The organism is Microbacterium sp. CnD16-F, assembly GCF_024124465.1.
In the GTDB taxonomy this organism is placed as follows: Bacteria; Actinomycetota; Actinomycetes; order Actinomycetales; family Microbacteriaceae; genus Microbacterium; species Microbacterium gawkjiense.
Map to the genome: position 1 here is coordinate 1 of NZ_JAMXSA010000019.1, position 21,328 is coordinate 21,328.

The window sequence follows — 21,328 nt, forward strand, 5'->3', positions numbered from 1 at the left end:
TCGTACTCCGCGAGCGTGGCCAACATGTTCAACATCAGCCGGCCCGTCGACGTCGACGGATCGATGCCATCCGAGATCGACCGCACCTGCACGCCGCGCTCGCGCAGCAGATTCACGGTGTTCAGCACGTCGATCAGGGAGCGGCCGAGGCGGTCGACTCGCCAGACGACGACGGTGTCGCCGTCTTCGGCGTACTCGAGGAGCTTCTTCATCCCGGTCCGCTCGATCGCGGTCTTGCTCCCCGAGGTGACATCCGCGAAGACGTCGCGCTTTTGCACCCCGGCAGCAACGAGCGCGTCGAGCTGCAGCTGCGCGTCCTGACTCGACGTACTCACGCGCGTGTATCCGAGAAGCCTCACGAGCCCATTCTGACTCGGAAACACCCTTTATGACCCCTGCTGAGACGAATTATGGCGAGACGCCTTTCTGAGACGACGCGCGGCCCGAGATTTCGGGCAAAGGGGCGCTGTCGAGGGCCACTTGGTCCGGCGTCTCAGAAAGCTACAGCTACCTGAGACGCTTCCTTTCGGGTCGAGCCAGCTACACAGCAGCTCCCGCGACGCAAGAGTTGTGAACGGTGAAGGGTGACGACGGTCATAGTGCGCCGCCGAGAAGGATGCCGACGGTCGCTGCGGAGACGGAGACGACGAGCATCCCGAGTCCGTTCACGGCGGCAGCGGTCAGCCGGCCGCTTCGGGCGAGTCGAACGGTCTCGAAGCTGGCCGTGCTGAAGGTGGTGTACCCGCCCATTACCCCGGTGCCGAGCACTGCGACCGGTTCCGCACCGAGGTGGCTTGCCGCTCCGACGATGACGCCGAGCAGCAGGGACCCGGTGATGTTGATCGTCAGGGTTCCGGCGGGGAGGCGGAATTGCCGGCCGGTGTTGATTAGGCCGTCAAGGAGGAACCGGGCGGCAGCGCCGACACCACCGCCGACAGCGATGAGAAGGACCAGGAGCGCGCTCATGCGGGTACCGTCCGCGGGCGCATCGAGGAGGCGGCCATGAGGCCGCCCGCGGTCGCGATCGCGCCGGACACCACGGTCAGAAGTGCGTAGCCGGTGCCGGCGAGGCCGTGTCCGTCGAGGAAGAGTGCGGCGGTCGCTTCTGCGAGGGCGCTGTAGGTGGTGAAGCCGCCCAGCACCCCGGTTCCCAGGAGCAGCCGCAGGGTGCGGCGGTGACCGTGATCGGGTCCGCGGCGCGCGAGTGCCTCCAGGAGCAGGCCGAGCAGCAGCGCGCCGACAATATTGATCCAGAAGATGGACCAGCTCACCCCATCGACAGCGGGGAACATCTCGGCGACGATCTCGCGTACCGCGGTACCGATGGCGCCGCCTAGAGCGACCAGCGAGAGGTAGCGCCAACGCAGGTGGATCGGACGCGTTGCCGCCGACGGTGCGGGGGTATAGACGTCGGGGTCGGGTGGGAGCTGATCATCGGGCATCGAGGTGTCCGTGGGGGTGTTCATGTCCCGCCTTCTGCCGCGACGAGTGCTGCGGCGTCGTGTGCTGCCGGATCGAGGTAGGCCCCGCCTCGGGGCGTGAGCGTGTTGTCTGCGTCGTCCATCCGGTAGAGCAGGGGCTGTCCTGTGGGGAGGTTGAGGTCGGCGAGCTCTGCATCGGAGAGGTCGTCGATGACGGCGCAGAGGGCGCGCCAGGAGTTGCCGTGCGCGACGATGAGCACGCTCTGCCCTGACTGCAACGCGGGAAGAAGCCGTGTCCGCACCACGGGCGTGAGGCGGTCGATGACATCCATCAGCGCCTCCGTCCGCCGGACCGCCGCTTCGGGGAGTCCGCGCAGTGCGGGTGTTTGTCGCAGAGCTCTCCAGTGGTCACCTGACATTTCCGGTGGTCGACCGTCCCGCGACCGACGCATGTGTGTGTACTGGTTGTCGCCGAGCTCGGCGCGGGCCTCTGCTTTGGTGCGTCCGGTGAGGGCGCCGTAGTTGCGTTCGTTGAACTCCCACATCGCGGTGGTGGGGGCACCCGTGCCGAGAGTGTCTCGAACAAGGTCAGCGGTGTGGACGGCGCGCTGCAGCGTCGATGTGAATATCAGATCCGGCATCACGTGGTGGGTTCGCAGTAGGAGCCCGGCATGGTGGGCCTGCTGGATACCGCGGGTGGTGAGCTGCACGTCGAGTAATCCCGTGAAGATCCCGGTTTGGTTCGCGGTGCTTTCGCCGTGTCGGAGGAGCGCGAGGGTCCCGGTCATGACGGATCCGCTGGTGAGTGGTGATTGAACCCGACGGGGTCTGTCGGCACGACCAGCACCGGGCGGTGCTGGTGACGGGTGAGTCGCGCAGCGACGCTGCCGTTGAACAACTCCGCCAGCCGATGCCACCCGGTGTTCGTGCCCACCACGATCATCACGGCGTCACGCTCCTCGGCGATCGTGGTGAGGGCTCGGACAGGATCCCCGACTCTCGTCAACACTGCGACCTCGACCGACCGGGCGGCAGCGATCGCATCAATCGCGGCGCGGTCGGGATCCGAAAGATGCTGCGGGTCCCTGTCGATGGAGTCCGGGTCAAGCGGCTCGATGATCGCGGAACCGTCCGCTCGCTTTCCCAAAGCCAGCAGCCCTGCATCGACGGTGACGCACACCACAGGTACGGCGAATTTTTCGGCTACCTGCGCCGCGACTTCCATGACGTCACGCACGTGACCCGTTTGTACGCCGATGACGACTGCGCCCGGCACCGTCAAATCTGCCATCACATCTCCCTACCTCAGGCGCGCGTGAGCGCGACCAACTGAGATAGGGACTGTTGTCGACGAGTGTCGAGGTTGGGTCCGGGCAAGCCCCACTGCCGGGTCCGAAGACACCACCAGTATGCACCCACCCGGGCACCTGTCATAGAGGCAGGTCGATAGCGCCCATCATCAACGACGCGGTCGAATCCGATGCGCCTGATCTCCACCCCCGCTGGGACTTGACCTTCCCCAGCGCGCGGAGCGGCCGCGATGTGATGCCTGGCTGGCGTCGCCCTTTGCCCCGGCAACGTACTCCGCACGGATTCGTCGACGAGTTGAACGATGTGGCGGTGCACCGGGTACACCAGATGACGGGTGTCAGCCGGTGACGAGGACGCTTGCGGTGGTTTCGATGTCGTCGTCAGTCATGGTTTCGAGTTGATTGACGCGCAGTACTCGTTGAACTTGGGAAAAGAGGCGTTCGAGGAGTCAGAAATTGCCGCGCGTGATGCTTTCGGTAGCGGCGACGGTTTGTGTCGGTGAAGTCGTGGAGGTCGAGAACGCACCGAGGCGTTTGCAGTGACAGTCGAGGACAAACAGGAGTTCGTCGAAGCCGAGCACTTCTGTACCGGTGAGAGAAGCCGAGCCGGCTGTCGACCGGCGGGCAATGGCGGGATCGTTAGTCGATACCGGGCATGCCGATGAGTGCGACCGCGATCCGGGTGCGGTCGTCATGGTCGCGGATCAGTTCGAGGCCAGTCGTCGCGTCGACAACGGCGTCGGAATGCGCTCTTAGCCGCGGATGTTTGCGTCGCGTTACTGTGAGGGAATGACTCCCCATCGATTAAAGACCGCTTCTGGCGAGGCGCGCCCGTCGCGGTCCGGCGGAGCGGTCGACGTGGGCGTCGTGGTGCTCTTGCCCCTGATCGTCGCGTTCGTGTGGGCGCGGCTGTACACCCCGCACGGCGTCGAGATCGTCGTGACGGTCGCCGTGGCCCTCGTCGTTCCCCTGGTCGCCGCCGCCTCGATCCTGCGCCGTCGGCCCCGCACGATCACCCCCGCCGATCGCGTCACTCTGGGGCGCGTAGCGCTCACCGGGTTGATCGCCGCCGTCACGGTGCTGGTCCTCTTGGACAGTTTTCCCGTCCGCACCTGGACGACGGCCGCGGTGGTGAGCGCGGCACTCCTCCTCGACGCCGTTGATGGGTGGGTGGCACGCCGCACGGGCACCGCCACCGACGCTGGTGCACGCCTCGACATGGAGTCGGATGCCGCCCTCTTGCTCGTGCTCTCGGTCCTCGTGTCGCAGACGGTGGGCTGGTGGGTGCTGGCGATTGGCCTCATGCGCTACGTGTTCGTTGCGGCATCCTGGGTGCACCCCAAGCTGCGGGCTGATCTGTCGTACAGCTCGTTCCGCCGTGTGGTTGCCGCGATCCAGGGGATTGCCCTCCTGCTCGCGCTCGTTCCGATCGTGCCGCCCGCGATGGCCGTCGCATCCGTCGCGATCGCCTTGGCACTGTTGACGGTTTCGTTCGGTCGGGACGTCGTCGCCTTGGAACGCGCGTGAGTATCGCGGACGACGACGGGTTCGCTCCGCGCGAGCGGCACCCAGCCGCTGTAACGGCCCGCGCCTTCTGGTTCGTTGCTCCAAATGAGGGTCGGATGCAGATTGAAGAGCTGCCTCCGGTGCGCGACGGCGAGGCGCGTGTGCGGACGCTGTACACGGGCATCAGCCGGGGAACCGAGCTCCTCGTGCGCCGCGGCGAAGTTCCCGACTCGCAGCATGCGCGCATGCGCGCCCCGTTCCAAGAGGGCGACTTCCCTTTTCCCATCAAGTACGGATACCTGTCGGTGGGAGTGGTCGAGGCGGGGCCCGACGCGCTGCTTGGTCGCCGCGTGTTCTGCCTGTATCCGCACCAGGACCAGTACGTCGTCGATGCGCGCGCGCTCACGCCCCTCCCCGATGAGCTGCCGTCGCGTCGCGCCGTGCTCGCCGGAACGGTCGAGACGGCGTTGAACGCCCTCTGGGATGCCCCTCCCTGTGCGGGCGACCGAGTGGCGGTCGTCGGGGGCGGGCTCGTCGGCGGTGCGGTCGCGCTACTGCTGCGGCGTTTTCCGCTCGCGCGCCTGCAGATCGTCGATCCGGATGCCGCGCGCCGGGCACGCCTCATCAGCGCGGGCCTCGACGTGGTGGAGGCCGGGGAGGCGATGAACGACTGCGATCTCGTGTTTCACGCGTCGGCGTCGGAGGAAGGCCTAGCGCTCGCCCTGGGCCTGCTCGGCGACGAAGCGGAGCTGATCGAGATGTCGTGGTTCGGCACTCATCCGACGCGGGTGCCGCTGGGCGAGGACTTTCACTCCCGGCGGTTGCGAATCACGGCGAGCCAAGTCTCGCGGATCGGCATGGCGCGACGCGCCCGCCGCGATGCAGCAACCCGTCTCGCGACGGCGCTCGAGCTGCTCACCGACCCTGCCTTCGAGGAGCTGATCGCCGCCGACGTCACATTCGACGACATCGGTGACGCTTACGCCGCGATGGAGAAGGGCGAGATCGGCCCCGGCTGCGTGGTCGTGGCCCATCCCGGGGCCTCCGACGATCCCCGCTCGAAGCGAGCGGCCACCCCCGGGCCGCTTGATCCCCCGACCGGTTCGGTCATCCGTCCGAACCCCTCCGCAGAGATCGCCGCGACCTGACGCGTCGCCGAAAGGACCCCATGTTCGGACTCACCGTCCGCGATCACATCATGATCGCTCACAGCCTGCCCGACCCGTTCTTCGGCCCTGCTCAGGGGCTCCATGGCGCGACGCTCGTCGTGGAGGCGACATGGCGCAGCCCCAGCCTCAACGACCACGCGGTCGTGATGGACATCGGCGAAGCGTCGCGCCATCTGTCCGAGGTGCTCGATCCGCTGCGGTACGCCAACCTCGATGAGCACCCCGCCTTCGCCGGGACGCTGAGCACGACCGAGGCCGTGGCCCGGCACATCGCCAATGAGCTGGCGGCACGACTGGAGGCCGACCGCGGAATCGCGAGCATCGGCATCGTGGTTCGCGAGCACCCCGATGCGTGGGTGACCTTTGAGATCGACCTCTCGGGTCGCTGATCGCGCTTTCGTCGTCCCCGCCGATCTCGGTGGTCCGAGCGGCGGCAGCGCATACAACGACGCGGTTCTCGCCGCGCTGCGGGCGGGCGGCACGCACGTGGCGGAGTTCCGTGTCGCGGGCGCGTGGCCACGACCCTCGAGGTCCGACCTCGAAATTCTCGCGCGCGCCCTTTCGCACGCGGACGAGGTCGTCGTCGACGGGATCGTGGCCTGCGCTGCGCCCCGTCAGATCCGGGACGCCGTAGCCTCCGGCATCCGCGTCGTCGTGCTTGTTCACCTTCCCCTCCCCGCCGAGTCCGGACTCGGGCGCATCGATGTTGACGCCCTGGCCCGGTCGGAGCGCACAACGCTCGAGGCGGCGAACGCGGTGCTCTGCACGAGCGATTGGACGCGCGCCGACCTCGCGGCACGGTACGGGGTAGATGCCGATATCGTGCGTCCAGGCGTCGAAGAAGCCGCACTGTCCGCGGGGAGCAGCCCACCGCGTCTGATGCTGCTCGGGTCGGTGACGCCGCGGAAGAACACCCTGCTCGCGCTCCGCGCGCTAGCCTCGGTTCGTGAGCTGCCGTGGGAGGTGGTGGTGGCAGGGCCCGTGATTCCCGGCGATCCCTTCCCCGCCGAGGTCGCTCGCGCCGTTCACACCCTCGGAGCCGACCGCGCCCGCCTCGTCGGCGCCGTGACCGGGCGTCGCCGCGAGCGTCTGTGGCACGAAACCGACCTCCTCCTTCTGCCCTCGCTCGTCGAACCGTACGGCATGGTCGTCACCGAGGCCCTGGCCCGAGGCATCCCGGCCCTTGTCGCCTCGGGGACGGGGGCCGTCGAGGCGCTCGGCGACGGCACGCCGCCCGGTGCCCCGCTGCCTGGCGCAGCACTTCCCCCCGGCGACCCCGCGGCCTGGAGCGACGCCGTCGCCCGCTGGTCGGACGATGCCTCTCTCCGCGGCGCCTGGCGGTCCGCCGCTCTGCAGGCGCGGTCTAGACTTCGACGATGGCCCGACGCCGCAACTCAGCTGCGAGAGCTGCTCCGATGGTAACCCGGCCGGTTCCCGCCGCCTGGCTGTCGCTGCGCCGAGGGGCCGACCACGCCGCCCGTGAGGCGTCTCTCCCCCTTGTTGATGAGCTCGTCGGAACCCTCGTCCGCCGAGATCGGGCCCGCACCGAGGGGACGGTACCCCGCCCCGACGAGACGGTCGAGGTCCGCGTGGTCGACGTCGGCGCGGGCACCGGGTCGAACCTCATGTGGCTCGCCGATCGCCTGGCGCCGCTGCCGCAGCACTGGATCCTCGTCGATCACGACGCTGAACTCATCGGCACGACCGATCTGGTCGCCCCGCCGTCCATCTCGCGACTCACCCGCCGTATCGCGACCGTCGCCGAGCTTCCGGACATCGTCACCGGCGGGGCGGGACCCGTCGTGATCACCTGCGCGGCGCTTCTCGATCTGCTCTCCCCCGATGACGCTGCCGTGCTCGTCGACGTCATCGTCCAAACGGGCTCCGCGGCCCTGCTGAGCCTCAGCGTGACCGGGGAGGTGTCGATCGATCCTCCTCACCCCGCGGATGCGCCGATCTCCGCGGCCTTCGACGCCCATCAGCGGCGTGATGACCTGCTCGGTCCAGATGCGATCGACCACGTCGGCGCTCTGCTGCGCGACCGTGGACACCGGGTGCGCGTGATGCAGACGCCCTGGCGGTTGGATGCCGCCGATCAGTCCGCACTCCTCGCGCGCTACCTCGCCGATCGTGGCGCCGTCGCCGTCGAGCAGGACCCGGCGCTCACCGATCTCGTCGCCGTGTGGGGTGCGGCGCGGCAGGAGCAGATCCGACGCGGTAACCTCGTCGTGCGCGTCGGGCATGCCGACATCCTCAGCTTGCCCCCCAACGGATGACGGGCACCGTGGGCCGGGGGCGATACGTGTTCTTCTCGGTCGCGCAGGCGGCCGCTACGGTCGGCATCCTCTCTTTTCTCGTATGGAGCTTCGGTCTGACGCCATTCGTCAACGCCGTGATGCGCCTTCCGCCGTGGACCTACCCCGCCGGTATCGGCCTGGGAGCGCTCGGCGTCGTCGCCCAGGCGCTTCGATGGAGCATCGTCGCGCGACACCACGCCATCCGCGTCCCATTCGGATCGGCGGTCGCCAGGTGCTGGCAGGCGTCGTTCCTCAACAGTGTGCTCCCCGGTGGTCTGGCCGGAGACGCACTGCGGGCGGCCGACGACAGCAGCGACGCGCGTGTGGACCGAGGTCGCCGGGCTCTCGCGAGCAGCTTCGCCGCGGTCGCGGCGGAGCGGTTGATCGGCACGGCGGTGGTCTTTGCGGCGGCGTCGATCGCGCTGGCCTTTGTGGCTCCCATCTTCGCAGCCGGGTGCGCCGTGATCGCCGCGTTCGCCGCTGCCATCGCCGGACGATGGATGCGGCGGCTCTCGCGCGGCGAGACGCTCGCCGTCGTCGGCCTCGCGATCGTCGGGTGGGCGGCATTCACGGCGATCTTCGTCGTCTCCGCGGTTGCGCTCGTACCCGACCCGAGCGCTGCGGTACTGACGAGCACCTCCGCCGTCGCCGTCGCCGGGATGTCCGTTCCGCTCGGTGTCGGCGGGTGGGGCACCCGGGAAGCAGCCGCGGCGTGGGCCTTCGAGATGCTCGGGTCGACCGCAGAAGACGGTCTCACCGTGTCGATCGGCTACGGCATCCTGGCCCTCGCGTCGACGCTGCCGGGGGCGGTGATCCTCGGCGCACGCGTCGTTCCGCGCGTTCGCGAAATCGGGCGAGCGCGCGCGCGTCGCCGGGCGCACGGTACCGCGTCAGAACGTGAACTCGGTGCAGAGGTCGGCGCCGAGGGGGAACCTACGCACGGCTCCGCGCAGCGCGTCGGCGAGACGGTCCTCCCCGTCGAAGCAGATGCCGGGCACCCCGTCGCCGATCAGCACCGGAGCGGTCGTCAGGTAGAGCCGGCGGAGGGCGCCGTCGACGACAAAGCGTGAGACCGTGACCCCTCCGCCCTCGACGAGCACCCGTGACAGCCCCCGCTCAGCGAGTACGGCGAGGATCGCCCGCGGGCTGAGTGCAGAGAGCCCGGGGACGCGGACCACCTCGACGTGATTGCCAACGGTCACGTCGACGTCGGTATCGGCATCCACCAGCCAGAGGGTCGTCGCCGCGCCGTCGCGCAACAGCACGGCCTCCGACGGAATGCGCGCCGACGGGTCGAGGACCACCCGCACCGGGTTGAGACCGGCCACGGCGCGGACGGTGAGGCGGGGATCGTCCTGCGCGACGGTGCGCCAGCCGACCACGACGGCGTCGACGAGGGCGCGAAGCCGGTGCAGGTGTCGCCGATCCTCGACGCCCGTGACGTAGTTGGCGTCACCCGTGCGCGCGGCGATGAACCCATCGAGACTCTGCCCCAGCTGGGCGATCGCGAGAGACCCCGTATCGTTCATGATCGGCTCGTACATCGACGCGATCACCGGGCACGACGACGCCTCTCCGGCGATCAGCTGCCGCCAGGCCACGTCGTCGGGGTCGGGCACTGCTTCGCCGGACGAGGGAGGCGGTGGGTGTCCCGCGTCATCGATGGACGTCATTGCGTCAGCGTATCCGGCCTTCCCGGGCAAACGCAGGGCATGCGGTGGCTCCGTACTCCGCCTGCGGGGCAGGGCAGCCGCGGGGCACGGCCGTCACCAGGTGCGGAAGGATCGATAGTCAGATTGGGCTGTCGGCAGGGCGGTCGACGTACTCCGGCGCAGTTCGCTCGCGGATAATGCGTCGTAGGGCTTTCGGGCAGTCGCGCAGCAGTTCCTTCCGAGGTCGCCCCAGGGCCCGGGTAGCTCTATGGACTGAGGTGACCGAAAGCGCCGGGTCCGTGAGCGATGCTTAAGAACGCTGTCGCGGCAGACCCGGGCCGGGTGGACCACACCGCGCGCAGCGGGCGAGTCAGAGGGGGTGCGAGCAGGGGAACCTGGACGAGGGTCCCGTCGGCAAGGTCACCGTCCACCGTGCGCAAGCTCATCACCGCCGGTGCGATACCGGCGCGCGCGTTCGCTCGGATGATGCCCGTCGTGTCGAGCACCGCCGCCGGCGAAGAGAGGTGAAGCCCCGCATCGGCGAGCCAGGTTTCCAGCGTGGCGCGTGTTCCGGAGCCTTCCTCCCGCAACAGCAGGGGGGTGTCGGCGAGTTCTTTCGCGGTGACGCCGGCAACGTGTGCCCACGGATGGTGCGGCGCGACGACGACCGCGAGCTCGTCCACAGCGACCACCACCGAGGAGACGTCCGGTGCGTCGATGGGGGTCTCGACGAAGCCGAGATCTGCCGCACCGGAGCGGACCAGGTCCGTCACGGCGGCGGAGTTACCGGCGAGCAACCGCACGCTCACATCAGGTGCAGCGTCCCGGTGCACCAGCAGCCAACCGGGCATCAGCACCTCCGCGATCGTCTGTGACGCGGCCACGACGAGGGCACCACCAGGCTCCCTGAGCGCAACGATCCCCGCCTCCAACCGTCGGGACGCCTCCAACACCGGAACAGCCAGCCCGAGAACCACCCGGCCCACATCGGTGAGCTGCGAACCGGATGCCGTCCGGTGCACGAGAGGCTGACCGGTCGCCCGCTCCGCAACGCGCAAGCGCGCAGACACTGCCTGCTGCGTCACCCCCAGCGCCTCGGCGGCGCGGGTCAACGAACCGGTCTCCGCGATGCCCGCGAGAACCTCGAGAGTGTCCAGGTCCAAGGTCCGGTCCGTCAACCGCCGCGTCTTCACAAACACTCATTGTGCCCTGCCAAAACGATCGCCGTTCCGAAAGAAGCCGATGCCGCTCAGGCTGGAACCATGCCTTCCCTGCTTGCTGAGTCCGCACCCGCCCGCACGCGTGTCACGACGGATACCCGCAAGCGCTTCTTCCGCGAGTTGGAGGGACCGGCGCAGATCGTGTCGAACCTGACACCGAACTGGTTCGCATCCATCATGGGAACAGGGATCGTCGCCGTCGCCGCAGCCTCGCTCCCGCTGCAGTTCCCCGGCCTTCGCACCGCAGCGACCGTCGTGTGGGCGATCGCCGCTGTTCTGCTCGTTGCGCTCACAGTAGCCACGGGTCTGCACTGGACCCGGTACCGGCACGTCGCCAAGAACCACCACCTGCACCCGGTCATCTCGCACTTCTACGGCGCTCCGCCGATGGCGTTTCTCACTGTCGGTGCGGGCACCCTTCTCCTCGGAAAAGACTGGATCGGGTTACCCGCCGCGGTCGCCGTCGACTGGGTGCTCTGGGCCATCGGTACCGTCGGCGGGCTCCTCACCGCGGCGCTGGTGCCGTATCTGGCATTCACTCGACACGAGAACAAGCCCGACTCCGCGTTCGGCGGGTGGTTGATGCCGGTCGTCCCCCCCATGGTGTCCGCCTCCACCGGCGCACTGTTGCTGCCCTACACCCCCGCCGGACAAGCGCGAGAAACGCTGCTGTGGGCGTGCTACGGGTTCTTCGGGCTCAGCCTGATCGCCTCGCTGGTGGTCATCACCCTGATCTGGAACCGCCTCGCGCAGCACAAAATCGGTACCGCCGCGATGGTCCCAACCCTTTGGATCGTTCTCGGCCCCGTGGGGCAGTCGATCACCGCCGTGAACCTCCTCGCAACGAACGCCTCCACCGCCGTCGACGCGAGCACGACCCACGCGCTACTCATCGTCGCTTTCGTATACGGTTTCGCGATGCTCGGCTTCGCGCTGCTGTGGACCGTTATCGCCCTTGCCATCACCATCCGCACCGCCCGCGAGCACCTCCCGTTCAGCCTGACCTGGTGGTCTTTCACCTTCCCCGTCGGCACCTGCGTCACCGGGCTGAACGGCCTCGCCCTGCACTCCGGGCTCACCGCTGTTGGGGCCCTCGCCGTGATCTACTACGTCGGCCTGGTCGCGGCATGGATTACCGTCGCCGTTCGCACCTTCCACGGCTCCGTCATCCGCGGAACCCTCCTCGCACCGCCGCGTCCAGCATGAAAACTCTCGACGTGCCCGCAGACGTCCACACGCTCAACGCTCTCGCCGAAACCTGGCGGACAGCACCCGATGGCACACGGCGGTTCGTGCCAAACTTCGATCCACTCTCCGGCGGCACCACCAGCCGGGTTCTGGTTCTCATGCAATCCCCCGGCCCGCAGACGATCGCCGCCGGAGAAAACGCGGTCTGCAGTGAGGACAACCCCGGCCCAACCGCGCGCGCGTTTCGAGCAGCCCGCATCACCTCCGGGCTCGCTCGAAGCGACTACCTCCGGTGGAACCTCATCCCCTGGGCGACACACAGCCCGGTCCGCGCATCGGAGATCGAGCTGGGCCGCCGTGCGCTGGGCGAACTACTCCCACTCCTCCCCGCGCTTGAGACAGTGGTCACCTACGGCGCCGTCGCCCTCAACGGGATCATGCGCCACCTCACACTCGATGACAACGCACGCCTCGTTCACGTCATAGCCGCTCCGCACCCCTCGCCTGCAAACGGCCATCACCGCTCCGAACAAGCAGAACGCTCCGTACGAGCACTCCGACTCGCTACGCGCCCACGAACCCCCTGAACGGCATCGCGAGATGCGCGAATCGCACCACGCCCAAGCAATTCAGCGCTCGCCTCACCGTCTTCGTCATCGGAAGCTGACCGGCGCCATCGAGCGATCAGAGAACGCCGCCATCAAGCGAGCAACCCCACAGTCGTCGGGCACCCCACTGCCGAGCGCACCAAAAACGATCGTTTACGGCGGGGCGAGCATGGATCAAGCTGTTGAGAACAGCCAGGGGGAATGCGGATTCGTCATAGACAGCTTCAGCTGCGACGAACAGGCTGCTGCAACTCCGTCACCCAATCGGATTGGTTCTCCGAGACCGCCCGGACATAGAGTTCCCGACACGGACCTGATTGGACAAGCCCTCGAGTGAATATCTCGGCGTGGATCGCTTGCCAGCTCTCCGTTGAGTTCGAAGCCACTGTGGCCACACCGCCCACATCCGCGGCCTGAGTGAAAAGTCACCAAGATCTTCAGCATTCCCATCTGCTTCGATGCCGGTGTCGCACTGCGAGCCACCACTGCCGCACACCGCGCCGTTTTTGGTGTGTAACCCTTTCCGCAGGCCGTCCGACCTTTCCGTACGTGGCTAGCATTCGACCATGGTTGAATCCTCTTCGTTCGTGCCGCCCAAGCTCTCCGTGCAGCCAGACGTTCGCGTTCTCGGCGCCCGCGAACACAATCTGCAGGATGTCGACCTCACGGTGCCGCGCGATGCAACGGTCGTCTTCACCGGTGTGTCCGGCTCGGGAAAGTCCTCGCTGGCGTTCGGGACGCTGTACGCCGAGTCGCAGCGACGCTATCTGGAATCGGTCGCGCCGTACGCCCGCCGCCTGATCGATCAGGCGGGAGTGCCCGATGTCGACTCGATCACGGGGATGCCGCCGGCGGTCGCCTTGCAGCAGCAGCGCGGTGCCGGCAACGCCCGATCGACCGTGGGCAGCATCACCACGTTGTCGAGCTTGATACGAATGCTGTACTCGAGGGTCGGGGACTACCCGGATGGGCAGCCGATGTTGTATGCGGAGGACTTCTCCGCGAACACGGTCCAAGGGGCCTGCTCGGAATGCCACGGCATCGGCCGCGTGTACGCGGTGAACGAGCAGCAGATGGTCCCGGACCCATCGCTCACCATCCGCGAACGCGCGATCGCTTCCTGGCCGACCGCGTGGCACGGCCATCAGCTGCGCGATGTGCTGGTTGCGCTCGGTTACGACGTCGATGTGCCGTGGCGGGACCTGCCGAAGAAGGACCGGGACTGGATCCTGTATACCGATGAGACCCCCTTCGTTCCGGTCCACTCCCGGCTCACGCTCTCTGAGTCCAAAGCTGCGATCGAAGCAGGCGTGGAGCCGAGCTACTCGGGCACGTTCGTCGGGGCTCGCCGGTACATTCTGGACACGTTCGCGAACACGAAGAGCGCCTCGATGAAACGGCGCGTCGCCCAGTTTCTCACCGCTGCGATCTGCCCGGCCTGCGGTGGCAAGCGGCTGAAGCCCGAGGCGCTGTCTGTCACGTTCGAAGGATTCGACATCGCCGAATTCTCCCAACTGCCGCTCCGGGACCTTGCCACGACCCTCTCGGGGGTCGTCGCACGCTTGGGGGACCACGAGGCCGCCTCTTCCGACGCTGCCTCTCCGCGTGCCGCGGGGGAAGAGCAGGTCGCTGCTGGCAAGGCTCCCATTGCCACCTCGCCCGATGTGCAATCCACCGCAAGCCGAGCGCCAGAGAAGCGTGCTGCTGCGGTCCAGCTCGCTTCAGGGGTGCTGGAGCGGCTTCGTCCACTGGTCGATCTGGGACTGGGCTACTTGTCGTTGAGCCGGACGACGCCAACGCTGTCGGGCGGCGAGCTACAGCGACTCCGGCTCGCGACGCAACTCAGCTCTGATCTTTTCGGGGTCGTCTACGTCCTCGACGAACCATCGGCGGGGCTGCATCCGCAGGACGTGGCGGCGCTCCTCGAGATCCTGGATGGACTCAAGGCGCGAGGGAACAGCCTGTTCATCGTCGAACACTCGGTGGCGGTGATGCGGCATGCGGACTGGCTGGTCGACATCGGCCCCGGCGCCGGTGAACACGGTGGCCGCGTGCTCTACAGCGGCACGCCCGACGGGCTCGCCGACATCAAGGAGTCCGTGACACGCGGATACCTCTTCGGCGGCCGCGGTCTCCCTCTTCGCACCCCCCGCGAGGCACGCAGTTGGCTGCGCCTGGAGAACGTGACGCGGAACAACCTGCACGACCTCACGGTCGATATCCCTCTGGGTGTCTTCACCGCGGTCACGGGCGTGTCCGGGTCCGGCAAGTCGAGCTTGGTCAGCCAGGCGCTTCCGTCGCTGCTTGGCGATCGCCTTGGCCGGGCCGTCCGGGCCGATGACGAGCCGGTCAGCGACGAGTCCCTCCTTGCGGATGCGCCGGAGCGTCTCGATGGGCGCGTCGCCGGGCCCGTCACTGGTGTACAGCGGCTCGTCACCATCGACCAGCGGCCCATCGGCCGGACCCCGCGGTCGAACGTCGCCACCTACACCGGGCTGTTCGATCACGTACGTCGTCGATTTGCAGACACCCCGGAAGCTCGTTCCCGCGGGTACAAGCCTGGCCGATTCTCCTTCAATGTCGCCGGCGGGCGCTGCCCGACCTGCGAGGGCGAGGGATCGGTAATGGTCGAGCTCCTCTTCCTGCCTTCCGTCTACACCGAATGCCCCGACTGCCACGGCACCCGATACAAGGCATCAACGCTCGAGGTCACGTGGCGGGGGCGTTCAATCGCTGACGTGTTGTCGATGAGCGTCGAGGAGGCGAACCTGTTCTTCGTGGACGATGAGGAGATCACTCGATCGCTGACAGCTTTGTCAGATGTGGGGCTCGATTACCTCCGGTTGGGTCAACCGGCAACCGAGCTTTCCGGAGGTGAAGCGCAGCGCGTCAAGCTCGCGACCGAGCTGCAGCGCGCGCAGCGCGGAGACACACTGTACGTCTTGGACGAGCCGACCTCCGGGCTCCACTGCGCTGACACGGATCGTCTGATCGCGCATCTGCAGACGCTGGTCGATGCAGGCAACACGGTCGTCGCCGCGGAGCTGGACATGCGCGTGATCGCGGTGGCCGATCACGTGATCGATCTTGGACCCGGCGCGGGCGACGCGGGAGGGACCGTGGTCGCAGCTGGCACGCCCGCTCACGTCGCGGAAAAGGGCGTCGGTGCTTCCGCGGGCTACCTCGCCGCGGCGCTGCAGGCCGCGACCAACGTCACCCCATCATGACGAACGTGCCGCTGTGCGATATGAGAATCGGACAGCGGCACGCTCGACGAGGTCGTCGTCTCAGGCGGGGAGCTTAGAGGCCAGGACGTCCAACTTCTCGATCGTCGGCTCGCTGAACAGTTTGCCGGTCTGCTCGCCGAGAGCGGTCGCAACCGCGCCAGACAGGTGCGCGTCGCGGCCGGCGTCATCGGGAACACGTCGAAGATCCCGAAAGAGGACGGGCCGAGACGGATCGCGAACCACCCGATGGTGGCCGGTTCCTCCTCGACGAGTCCTCGCCCGATGCCGAGGAATTCCTGGACCTCGTCTTCCTCCGCCGGGAGCGGGCATCGGAAAGGTCTGCTCAGGTGGAAAGTAGTTGTATACCTAGGGCGTGTCTGAGAAATAGATCGGCGGCTCGCTGAGAGACTCTGATCGTGTCTCGGCGATCCGCGGGCACCTGCGCGCCCGCGGCATCAAGGCCGTGATCCCCGAACCATCCGACTAGTAAGGCCACCGCAAGCGCCGCCGGTCACGCGGCGGACGACCCGTCGGGTTCGATGCCGCCGACTACAAGGGCCGCAACGTCATCGAGCGCCACTACTGCCACTCCAAGCAATGGCGTGGACTCGCCACCCACTACGACAAGCATGCGATCGTCTATCGCGCCGCAGTGATCCTCAACGCCGTCATCGCCTGGACCCGGCTATTGTCAGACACGCCCTAGGTCGTCAGACGATGGCTGCTCGGAGTTCCGCGGCGGCAGCACCGACATCGGGAGCGTTGTAGATCGCGCCTCCTGCCACAGCCACCTGCGCACCAGATTCCTGCACCGAAGCGATCGTCGAGCTATTGATGCCGCCTGCGACTGAGAACGGCACGCCCGAAGCTTTGCCGTCCTCGAGCAGGGTGGCAAAGGTGAAGCCCTCTTCGGCCTGCTCGTCGAGGCCCGCGTGCATCTCGACGAACTCTGCTCCAAGTGCTACGACCTCTTTCGCACGCTTCGCCTTGTCGCTCACGCCGATGAGATCGACGACAACGCCCTTACCGTGCTTCTTCGCGGCCTTCACGGCACCGGCAATCGTGCTGTCACCGGCGCTGCCGAGGACCGTCACGAGATCGGCACCCGCAGTGAAGGCAATATCAGCCTCGAGCTCGCCGGCATCCATCGTCTTGAGGTCGGCGAAGACGACCTTGTCGGGGTGGGCCTTCTTGATCGCGGTGATCGCCGAAAGGCCGGCACTCTTGATGAGGGGGGTACCGAGCTCGAGGATGTCGACGTGCGGCGCGGCGGCAGCAGCGAGTTCGAGGGCGGCCTCGGTGGAGAGGGTGTCCATGGCAAACTGCAGTTTCATTTGGATTCCTTTCGTGCAGTGGTTTGCGTCATTCGAGATTTGCGTGGCGAGGCCAGAGCTCATCAGCGGTCAAGCCGGAGCGGCACCAGAGCGTGTGGAAAAGCGCGTCGCCGAGGACAACGACCAATTGCTCGAAGAGACTGCCGGCATACTGCTCGGATGCCGCTCCAGAGCGGTCAAGCTTGCCGGCGGCCGGCACGACTACCGTGACGGTTGCCAGCGTTGCGAGCGGAGAGTCTGGGACTGTTGTGACAGCCGCCACCCGGGCGCCCGCATCGACGGCAGTCTGTGCCGCGCGCACGATGCCGTCCGTTGTTCCGGAACCGCTGGCAGCGAGGAGCAAGTCACCTTGTTCGATCGCAGGAGCGGTGACCTCCCCGACGACGTGGACGGCCAGACCAAGATGCATGAGTCGCATCGCGGTCATTCGCAGCGCGAGCCCCGATCGGCCTGCACCCAGAACGAAGACTCGCGGAGCAGTGCCGACGATATCCGCGAGCTCCGCCAATTCCGCCCGGTCGCGAGCGATCAGTCTGTCGGTTGCGAGTTCGAGTTCGCGGGCAATGCGGCTGAGCGAGTTGCCCACACCGATTTCGAGGACATTCATCGCCCTATCATCACGGCCGTCGGCCGCGTTGGCTCCCCCGCAAAGGAGCAGGCCCACCTACCCGTAGGCATGGGCCTACCTGAGTGGGTAGGTTGTCACCGTGGACCTCACCGAACTGGCGTCGCCCGCGTCACGTCAGCATGTCGCCGACCACGCCCGAATCGTCGCCGAGCATGCCGACCGGCACGCGATCACGCTCGAATCTCTGCTCGCGCTTCTGCGGTCGCCTCGCCTCGATGACCGCGCAGCACGCAACATGGCGATCGAGGCGGCAACGAGCGCCTTGATCGGGCTGCGCGCGGTTACCGATCAGGAACGCAGCAGCATCCTCGAACCCGTCGTCGGTGCGTTCGCCCGGCTGCAGAGCGACCTGCTCCCCCTCGTCCGGTTCGGCGATCTCGACGTGCAGTTCGTTGAGCCGCCCGCGACCGGTAGGGCACTCCCCGGAGAGGTCGCGCACGCGGCGCGCGCCATCGTCCGCAGCTCGGTGCTCGCACTCGCGGATCGCAGCGAGGCCCGGCGGGTGCGCATCCAGTGGGACTGCGACGGCCTAAATCTCCTGATCGGCATCCGAGATGACGGGGCCGGCGAACTTTCCGCACACGACGACTCGATCCGGCCAATCGTCGAACGCGTCACAGCCCTCGACGGCGCGATTGCGGTCTCCTCAACACCCGGCTGGGGGTCCTCAGTCGACATCCGGCTCCCCCTCGATCCGCCGGCGGAACCCGAGCCACTTCCGCAATTCTCACAACTCTCCATGCGCGAACGAGATGTGTTACGGCTTCTCGCATCGGGAGCGCGCAACGCCGAAATCGCGGAGGAGCTCCTCATCTCCGTCAACACGGTGAAGTTCCATGTGTCGAACCTTCTCCGGAAGGTCGGCGCGCGCAATCGGGCGCAGCTTATTGCAACGTCGAGATGATTTTCACCAGCGTCACCCGTGATCTAGGGCGTGTCTGACAATTGCCGGGTCCAGGCGATGACGGCGTTGAGGATCACTGCGGCGCGATAGACGATCGGAGCCTGACCCGCTTTTCCGGACACCTGAGTTGAGGCGATGATGGTCTCGGAAGGAGTCCGTGTAATGCCTGCTGCTCACCCGCCGGAGTTTCGGCGTCGTGTCCTTGACCTCATTGCGCAGGGCAACCCGTCGGCCAGACGGCTCGTGATCTTGGGATCAGCGAGTCGTGTCTGCGGAACTGGATAAACCGGGACGCGATCGACTCCGGCCGCAAGGCCGGCGTCACCACTGACGAGCACAAGGAGTTGGGACTGCTGAAGGTTTAGGGGCTCTTCCCAGATGAGGGTGTAGGTCGGCCGGGCGCGTCGGTCCGCAGATAGACGTCGAGGTCTCCCGACGACGGAGGTTCCTACGCCATCCGTCCGAAAGACCTCGACGTGACCGACGCTACCCCGCCGGCCGGCTTCGGCCGCACTGACCTGACCGCCTTCGCGGCTCATCCCAGTCGACCCTGATCGAGTCTGCTGACCCCCTCGACGAGAACGCAGCGACATCACAGCCACCCAACCCCGACCGTCCGGGAAGCCGGGACACGTCACATGACCTGTGCTGCGGGCGTGTCGAGTGGGTAGTCCAGGGGCGACGCAGGAGCGTCGACGCGACGTGCTGAGAGGTGGTTCCAGTCGAGCGCTAGCACATCGGCTACAGGCATGGCGATAGGTCAGGAACGGCGTCGCTCCCTGCGCAGGAGGGAGCGCAGAGTCTCGGCGTTCGCGTAGCCGACCCGTAGCGCGATCTCGGCGGAGGTGAGGTCCGTGGTTGCTGAGAGGTGTCGAGCTCGTTCGATGCGAAGCCGTTGGACGAAGCCGAGCGGAGTGAGGTTGAGCGCCGCACGGACTCGTCTTTCGAGGGTGCGCCGGCTGGTGCCGAGCGACTGCGCGACGAAGGTGATGTTGAACGGTTCGTCCAGGCGGGCGCGCACGAAGCGTTCGAACTCGACGATGATCGGGTCCTCGTGCCGGAGATGTTCGTAGGCGACGAAGGCCGCCTGCGACGGGCGCTCGTCGATGATGAGGAGCTTGGCGACATGTTGGGCCAGGTCGGGGCTGATTGATCGCACGAGTGAGAGCGCGAGGTCGATGTGGGCGAAGGCGGCGCCGGCGGTGACGAGGTTCCCGTCGGCCACGACCATGGTGTCGAGATCGAGGGCGACGGTCGGATAGCGCTTCAGGAACTCCGGCCCCAGGAACCAGCTGGTCGTCGCCCTCCGATGATGCATCCGACCGGTCTCGGCGACGGCGAACACGCCGGTGCACGCCGCGGCGATCCGGGTGGTCGCCTCGTCGAGGCGCCCGAGCGAGGCGATGACCGAACGAGCATCTCGGCTCTGGAGCACGTCGTTGGTAGCGGCGGCCGTAAGGGTTCCAAGCGCAGGGACGACGACCACGTCGAACTCCCCGGACTCCGACAGCGGGTGGTCCACCGACAGGGTCATCGATGCCGTCGTGGTCACTCGCCGTTTCGGTCCGAGGATGGCGAGTTCGATCGGGTCGATCCGCGGGTCGACATCGCCGCGGACTCCGTCGGCCACCCGCACGATGTCGATGATCGACGCGATAGCCGAACCGAAGCAGCCGTCGATCGCGATCAGTCCGATACGCATGACGTAAACGATAGCAATACTGCCGTATACGCCACTGCCCACCGGCCCTCGCTCGTCATACGCTGAACTCGTCCAACGAAGAACCCCGACTGCAAGGAGAGTCCCTCATGTCCACACCCGCATCACTTCCGTATGCCTTCGTCGCCAAGATCGTCGCGGCCGATGGGCAGCACGACGCGGTCGCCGATCTGCTCGCCGGAGCTGTCGCACTCGCCAACGAAGAAGTAGGAACGATTGTCTGGTTCGCGGTCAGGACCCACGCCGACACCTTCTGGATCTTCGATGCATTCCCCGACGAGGCCGCTCGCGACGCCCACGCCAACGGCGCCATCGTCGCAGCCCTGATGGCCAACCAGCACCTCCTCGGCGCAGCACCCGAGATCCTGGCGGCCGACGTCCTCGCGTCCAAGCTCCCGTAGTCCGCCAACGCACGAGACGATCGCGCCCCGCCGAGCCGTCGCCAGGTCGCGACGCAACGCCACGCTGCGTTGCCGAGCGGTGCGAGGCCCATCGGCACACGGACAGGATGCCGGCCGCGAGCGCTCAGCCGGCGAGGGGTCCGTCGCAGAGGAGAGCGACGTCGGTGTCGGGCAGAGCCGTGAGGCCAGCGCATCGCGCGACCACCAGAACGGTTCGCCGGAGCCGCCTGTCGGAATCGAACCGACGACCTAATCACGTCGGCTTTGCGTCTATCGCTTGATGCGCCCACTGGGCGAACGAGCCGCTGACCTGCGCAAACGCCGGGGCCTTGGCCCTTGATCGTGGACACGGTGTCGGTTCGGTTATGCCGCTTCCGCGAGCGTAGCGGAGCGTGCGGCTTCGTAGGCGTTCGGGCTGATGTTGCCGATCGCGGAGTGGCGCCGGCGAGTGTTGTAGCGGTTCGCCCACCGGAACACGGCCCGGTAGGCGGTGGCCTGGTCCGGGAACGCTGACCGGCCGGCGAGGAGTTCGCGCTTGAGCGTGGCGTTGAAGCTTTCCGCGAGTGAGTTGTCGGCACTCGTGCCGACCGCGCCCGTGGACTGGGTCACGCCCAGCTGCTCGAGAGCGCGGCGTAGGCCTTCGAGGTGTAGACGCTGCCGTGGTCGGAGTGGAAGATCGCGCCGACCAGCGACCCGCGGTCGCGGTGCGACCGGTGACGGACGGGAGGCACGGTGCCAGCTGA

21 protein-coding genes and 4 pseudogenes are annotated in these 21,328 nt (G+C 67.3%); 12 read left to right on the forward strand and 13 right to left on the reverse strand.

The window, feature by feature from the left end:
- The 6 genes from NH287_RS07150 to NH287_RS07175 all read right to left on the reverse strand — a co-directional run.
- Positions 1–359 (reverse strand): recombinase family protein (locus NH287_RS07150; protein WP_253035028.1); only part of this gene is annotated, 359 nt, incomplete at its 3' end.
- Positions 360–594: 235 nt separating this feature from the next.
- Positions 595–966 (reverse strand): fluoride efflux transporter CrcB, encoded by a 372-nt coding sequence (crcB, locus tag NH287_RS07155; protein WP_137751081.1) that lies wholly within the window; start codon positions 964–966, stop codon positions 595–597.
- On the reverse strand, positions 963–1,466 hold the full coding sequence (locus tag NH287_RS07160) for a CrcB family protein (RefSeq protein WP_181405609.1): 504 nt from the start codon (positions 1,464–1,466) through the stop codon (positions 963–965). The genes crcB and NH287_RS07160 overlap by 4 nt, the downstream gene beginning before the upstream one ends.
- The gene (locus tag NH287_RS07165; RefSeq protein ID WP_253035029.1) at positions 1,463–2,209 is read right to left on the reverse strand and encodes a 2,3-diphosphoglycerate-dependent phosphoglycerate mutase; all 747 of its coding nucleotides are present in this window, start codon (positions 2,207–2,209) and stop codon (positions 1,463–1,465) included. Before NH287_RS07165 ends, NH287_RS07160 begins: the two co-directional genes overlap by 4 nt.
- On the reverse strand, positions 2,206–2,712 hold the full coding sequence (locus NH287_RS07170; protein WP_137751079.1) for a universal stress protein: 507 nt from the start codon (positions 2,710–2,712) through the stop codon (positions 2,206–2,208). Before NH287_RS07170 ends, NH287_RS07165 begins: the two co-directional genes overlap by 4 nt.
- A gap of 468 nt (positions 2,713–3,180) precedes the next feature.
- On the reverse strand, positions 3,181–3,426 hold the full coding sequence (locus NH287_RS07175; RefSeq protein ID WP_137751078.1) for a hypothetical protein: 246 nt from the start codon (positions 3,424–3,426) through the stop codon (positions 3,181–3,183).
- Positions 3,427–3,598: 172 nt separating this feature from the next.
- Between NH287_RS07175 and NH287_RS07180 the strand changes: the two genes are divergently transcribed.
- From NH287_RS07180 to NH287_RS07205, 6 genes and pseudogenes are all read left to right on the forward strand, one after another.
- Positions 3,599–4,258 carry a CDP-alcohol phosphatidyltransferase family protein gene (locus NH287_RS07180; RefSeq protein ID WP_253035030.1) on the forward strand — a complete coding sequence of 220 codons (660 nt, stop codon included), beginning with the start codon at positions 3,599–3,601 and terminating at the stop codon, positions 4,256–4,258.
- Positions 4,255–5,385 (forward strand): zinc-binding alcohol dehydrogenase, encoded by a 1,131-nt coding sequence (locus NH287_RS07185; RefSeq protein ID WP_253035031.1) that lies wholly within the window; start codon positions 4,255–4,257, stop codon positions 5,383–5,385. Before NH287_RS07180 ends, NH287_RS07185 begins: the two co-directional genes overlap by 4 nt.
- 20 nt (positions 5,386–5,405) lie before the next feature.
- Positions 5,406–5,795: a 6-carboxytetrahydropterin synthase gene (locus tag NH287_RS07190; RefSeq protein ID WP_137751075.1), complete on the forward strand. Its 390-nt coding sequence runs from the start codon at positions 5,406–5,408 to the stop codon at positions 5,793–5,795.
- Positions 5,770–6,828, forward strand: coding sequence for a glycosyltransferase family 4 protein (locus tag NH287_RS07195; protein ID WP_253035032.1), 1,059 nt, complete (start codon positions 5,770–5,772; stop codon positions 6,826–6,828). The genes NH287_RS07190 and NH287_RS07195 overlap by 26 nt, the downstream gene beginning before the upstream one ends.
- Positions 6,822–7,682, forward strand: a complete 861-nt coding sequence (locus tag NH287_RS07200) for an SAM-dependent methyltransferase (RefSeq protein ID WP_137751073.1) — start codon at positions 6,822–6,824, stop codon at positions 7,680–7,682. The genes NH287_RS07195 and NH287_RS07200 overlap by 7 nt, the downstream gene beginning before the upstream one ends.
- Positions 7,679–8,491, forward strand: a pseudogene (locus NH287_RS07205) (lysylphosphatidylglycerol synthase transmembrane domain-containing protein); the annotation flags it as partial. The gene NH287_RS07200 and the pseudogene NH287_RS07205, both read left to right, overlap by 4 nt.
- A gap of 102 nt (positions 8,492–8,593) precedes the next feature.
- Here NH287_RS07205 and NH287_RS07210 read toward each other — a convergent pair.
- Both NH287_RS07210 and NH287_RS07215 read right to left on the reverse strand, forming a co-directional pair.
- Positions 8,594–9,376: a RibD family protein gene (locus NH287_RS07210; RefSeq protein ID WP_253035033.1), complete on the reverse strand. Its 783-nt coding sequence runs from the start codon at positions 9,374–9,376 to the stop codon at positions 8,594–8,596.
- Positions 9,377–9,621: 245 nt separating this feature from the next.
- On the reverse strand, positions 9,622–10,533 hold the full coding sequence (locus tag NH287_RS07215) for a LysR substrate-binding domain-containing protein (protein ID WP_253035034.1): 912 nt from the start codon (positions 10,531–10,533) through the stop codon (positions 9,622–9,624).
- Positions 10,534–10,617: 84 nt separating this feature from the next.
- Between NH287_RS07215 and NH287_RS07220 the strand changes: the two genes are divergently transcribed.
- The 3 genes from NH287_RS07220 to NH287_RS07225 all read left to right on the forward strand — a co-directional run bounded on the left by NH287_RS07220 (position 10,618) and on the right by NH287_RS07225 (position 15,598).
- Positions 10,618–11,781, forward strand: coding sequence for a TDT family transporter (locus NH287_RS07220; RefSeq protein ID WP_253035035.1), 1,164 nt, complete (start codon positions 10,618–10,620; stop codon positions 11,779–11,781).
- Positions 11,778–12,350: a uracil-DNA glycosylase family protein gene (locus tag NH287_RS15435; RefSeq protein ID WP_374209366.1), complete on the forward strand. Its 573-nt coding sequence runs from the start codon at positions 11,778–11,780 to the stop codon at positions 12,348–12,350. The genes NH287_RS07220 and NH287_RS15435 overlap by 4 nt, the downstream gene beginning before the upstream one ends.
- Before the next feature lie 587 nt (positions 12,351–12,937).
- Entirely contained in the window at positions 12,938–15,598 is a 2,661-nt protein-coding gene (locus tag NH287_RS07225) for an excinuclease ABC subunit UvrA (protein ID WP_253035036.1), read from the forward strand.
- A gap of 60 nt (positions 15,599–15,658) precedes the next feature.
- On the opposite strand, the pseudogene NH287_RS15360 reads toward NH287_RS07225, so the two are convergent.
- Positions 15,659–15,945 (reverse strand): annotated as a pseudogene (locus NH287_RS15360) (putative quinol monooxygenase).
- Positions 15,946–16,022: 77 nt separating this feature from the next.
- Between NH287_RS15360 and NH287_RS07230 the strand changes: the two are divergent.
- Positions 16,023–16,304 (forward strand): annotated as a pseudogene (locus NH287_RS07230) (IS5/IS1182 family transposase); the annotation flags it as partial.
- 4 nt (positions 16,305–16,308) lie between these two features.
- On the opposite strand, the gene hxlA reads toward NH287_RS07230, so the two are convergent.
- Together hxlA and hxlB are read right to left on the reverse strand one after the other, a co-directional pair.
- Positions 16,309–16,932 carry a 3-hexulose-6-phosphate synthase gene (gene hxlA / locus NH287_RS07235; RefSeq protein WP_253035071.1) on the reverse strand — a complete coding sequence of 208 codons (624 nt, stop codon included), beginning with the start codon at positions 16,930–16,932 and terminating at the stop codon, positions 16,309–16,311.
- A gap of 28 nt (positions 16,933–16,960) precedes the next feature.
- On the reverse strand, positions 16,961–17,539 hold the full coding sequence (gene hxlB, locus NH287_RS07240) for a 6-phospho-3-hexuloisomerase (RefSeq protein ID WP_253035037.1): 579 nt from the start codon (positions 17,537–17,539) through the stop codon (positions 16,961–16,963).
- Between the two features lie 100 nt (positions 17,540–17,639).
- On the opposite strand from hxlB, the gene NH287_RS07245 reads away from it, so the two are divergent.
- Complete coding sequence (locus NH287_RS07245; RefSeq protein ID WP_253035038.1) at positions 17,640–18,464, forward strand: LuxR C-terminal-related transcriptional regulator; 825 nt, start codon at positions 17,640–17,642, stop codon at positions 18,462–18,464.
- Between the two features lie 760 nt (positions 18,465–19,224).
- Here the strand turns inward: NH287_RS07245 and NH287_RS07250 are convergent.
- Positions 19,225–20,166, reverse strand: a complete 942-nt coding sequence (locus NH287_RS07250) for a GlxA family transcriptional regulator (protein WP_253035039.1) — start codon at positions 20,164–20,166, stop codon at positions 19,225–19,227.
- Positions 20,167–20,273: 107 nt separating this feature from the next.
- Here NH287_RS07250 and NH287_RS07255 point away from each other — a divergent pair, with 107 nt between their 5' ends.
- Positions 20,274–20,585, forward strand: a complete 312-nt coding sequence (locus NH287_RS07255; protein ID WP_033107114.1) for a putative quinol monooxygenase — start codon at positions 20,274–20,276, stop codon at positions 20,583–20,585.
- Between the two features lie 363 nt (positions 20,586–20,948).
- On the opposite strand, the pseudogene NH287_RS07260 reads toward NH287_RS07255, so the two are convergent.
- Positions 20,949–21,283 (reverse strand): annotated as a pseudogene (locus NH287_RS07260) (transposase); the annotation flags it as partial.
- Between the last annotated feature and the right edge of the window lie 45 nt (positions 21,284–21,328).

Bases quoted from the DNA above. Each gene is read 5' to 3' on its own strand.
- crcB (WP_137751081.1), bottom strand. From the start codon at position 966: ATGAGCGCGCTCCTGGTCCTTCTCATCGCTGTCGGCGGTGGTGTCGGC.
- NH287_RS07160 (WP_181405609.1), bottom strand. From the start codon at position 1,466: ATGAACACCCCCACGGACACCTCGATGCCCGATGATCAGCTCCCACCC.
- NH287_RS07165 (WP_253035029.1), bottom strand. From the start codon at position 2,209: ATGACCGGGACCCTCGCGCTCCTCCGACACGGCGAAAGCACCGCGAAC.
- NH287_RS07170 (WP_137751079.1), bottom strand. From the start codon at position 2,712: ATGGCAGATTTGACGGTGCCGGGCGCAGTCGTCATCGGCGTACAAACG.
- NH287_RS07175 (WP_137751078.1), bottom strand. From the start codon at position 3,426: ATGACGACCGCACCCGGATCGCGGTCGCACTCATCGGCATGCCCGGTA.
- NH287_RS07190 (WP_137751075.1), top strand. From the start codon at position 5,406: ATGTTCGGACTCACCGTCCGCGATCACATCATGATCGCTCACAGCCTG.
- NH287_RS07200 (WP_137751073.1), top strand. From the start codon at position 6,822: ATGGTAACCCGGCCGGTTCCCGCCGCCTGGCTGTCGCTGCGCCGAGGG.
- NH287_RS07210 (WP_253035033.1), bottom strand. From the start codon at position 9,376: ATGACGTCCATCGATGACGCGGGACACCCACCGCCTCCCTCGTCCGGC.
- NH287_RS07220 (WP_253035035.1), top strand. From the start codon at position 10,618: ATGCCTTCCCTGCTTGCTGAGTCCGCACCCGCCCGCACGCGTGTCACG.
- NH287_RS15435 (WP_374209366.1), top strand. From the start codon at position 11,778: ATGAAAACTCTCGACGTGCCCGCAGACGTCCACACGCTCAACGCTCTC.
- NH287_RS07225 (WP_253035036.1), top strand. From the start codon at position 12,938: ATGGTTGAATCCTCTTCGTTCGTGCCGCCCAAGCTCTCCGTGCAGCCA.
- hxlA (WP_253035071.1), bottom strand. From the start codon at position 16,932: ATGAAACTGCAGTTTGCCATGGACACCCTCTCCACCGAGGCCGCCCTC.
- hxlB (WP_253035037.1), bottom strand. From the start codon at position 17,539: ATGAATGTCCTCGAAATCGGTGTGGGCAACTCGCTCAGCCGCATTGCC.
- NH287_RS07250 (WP_253035039.1), bottom strand. From the start codon at position 20,166: ATGCGTATCGGACTGATCGCGATCGACGGCTGCTTCGGTTCGGCTATC.
- NH287_RS07255 (WP_033107114.1), top strand. From the start codon at position 20,274: ATGTCCACACCCGCATCACTTCCGTATGCCTTCGTCGCCAAGATCGTC.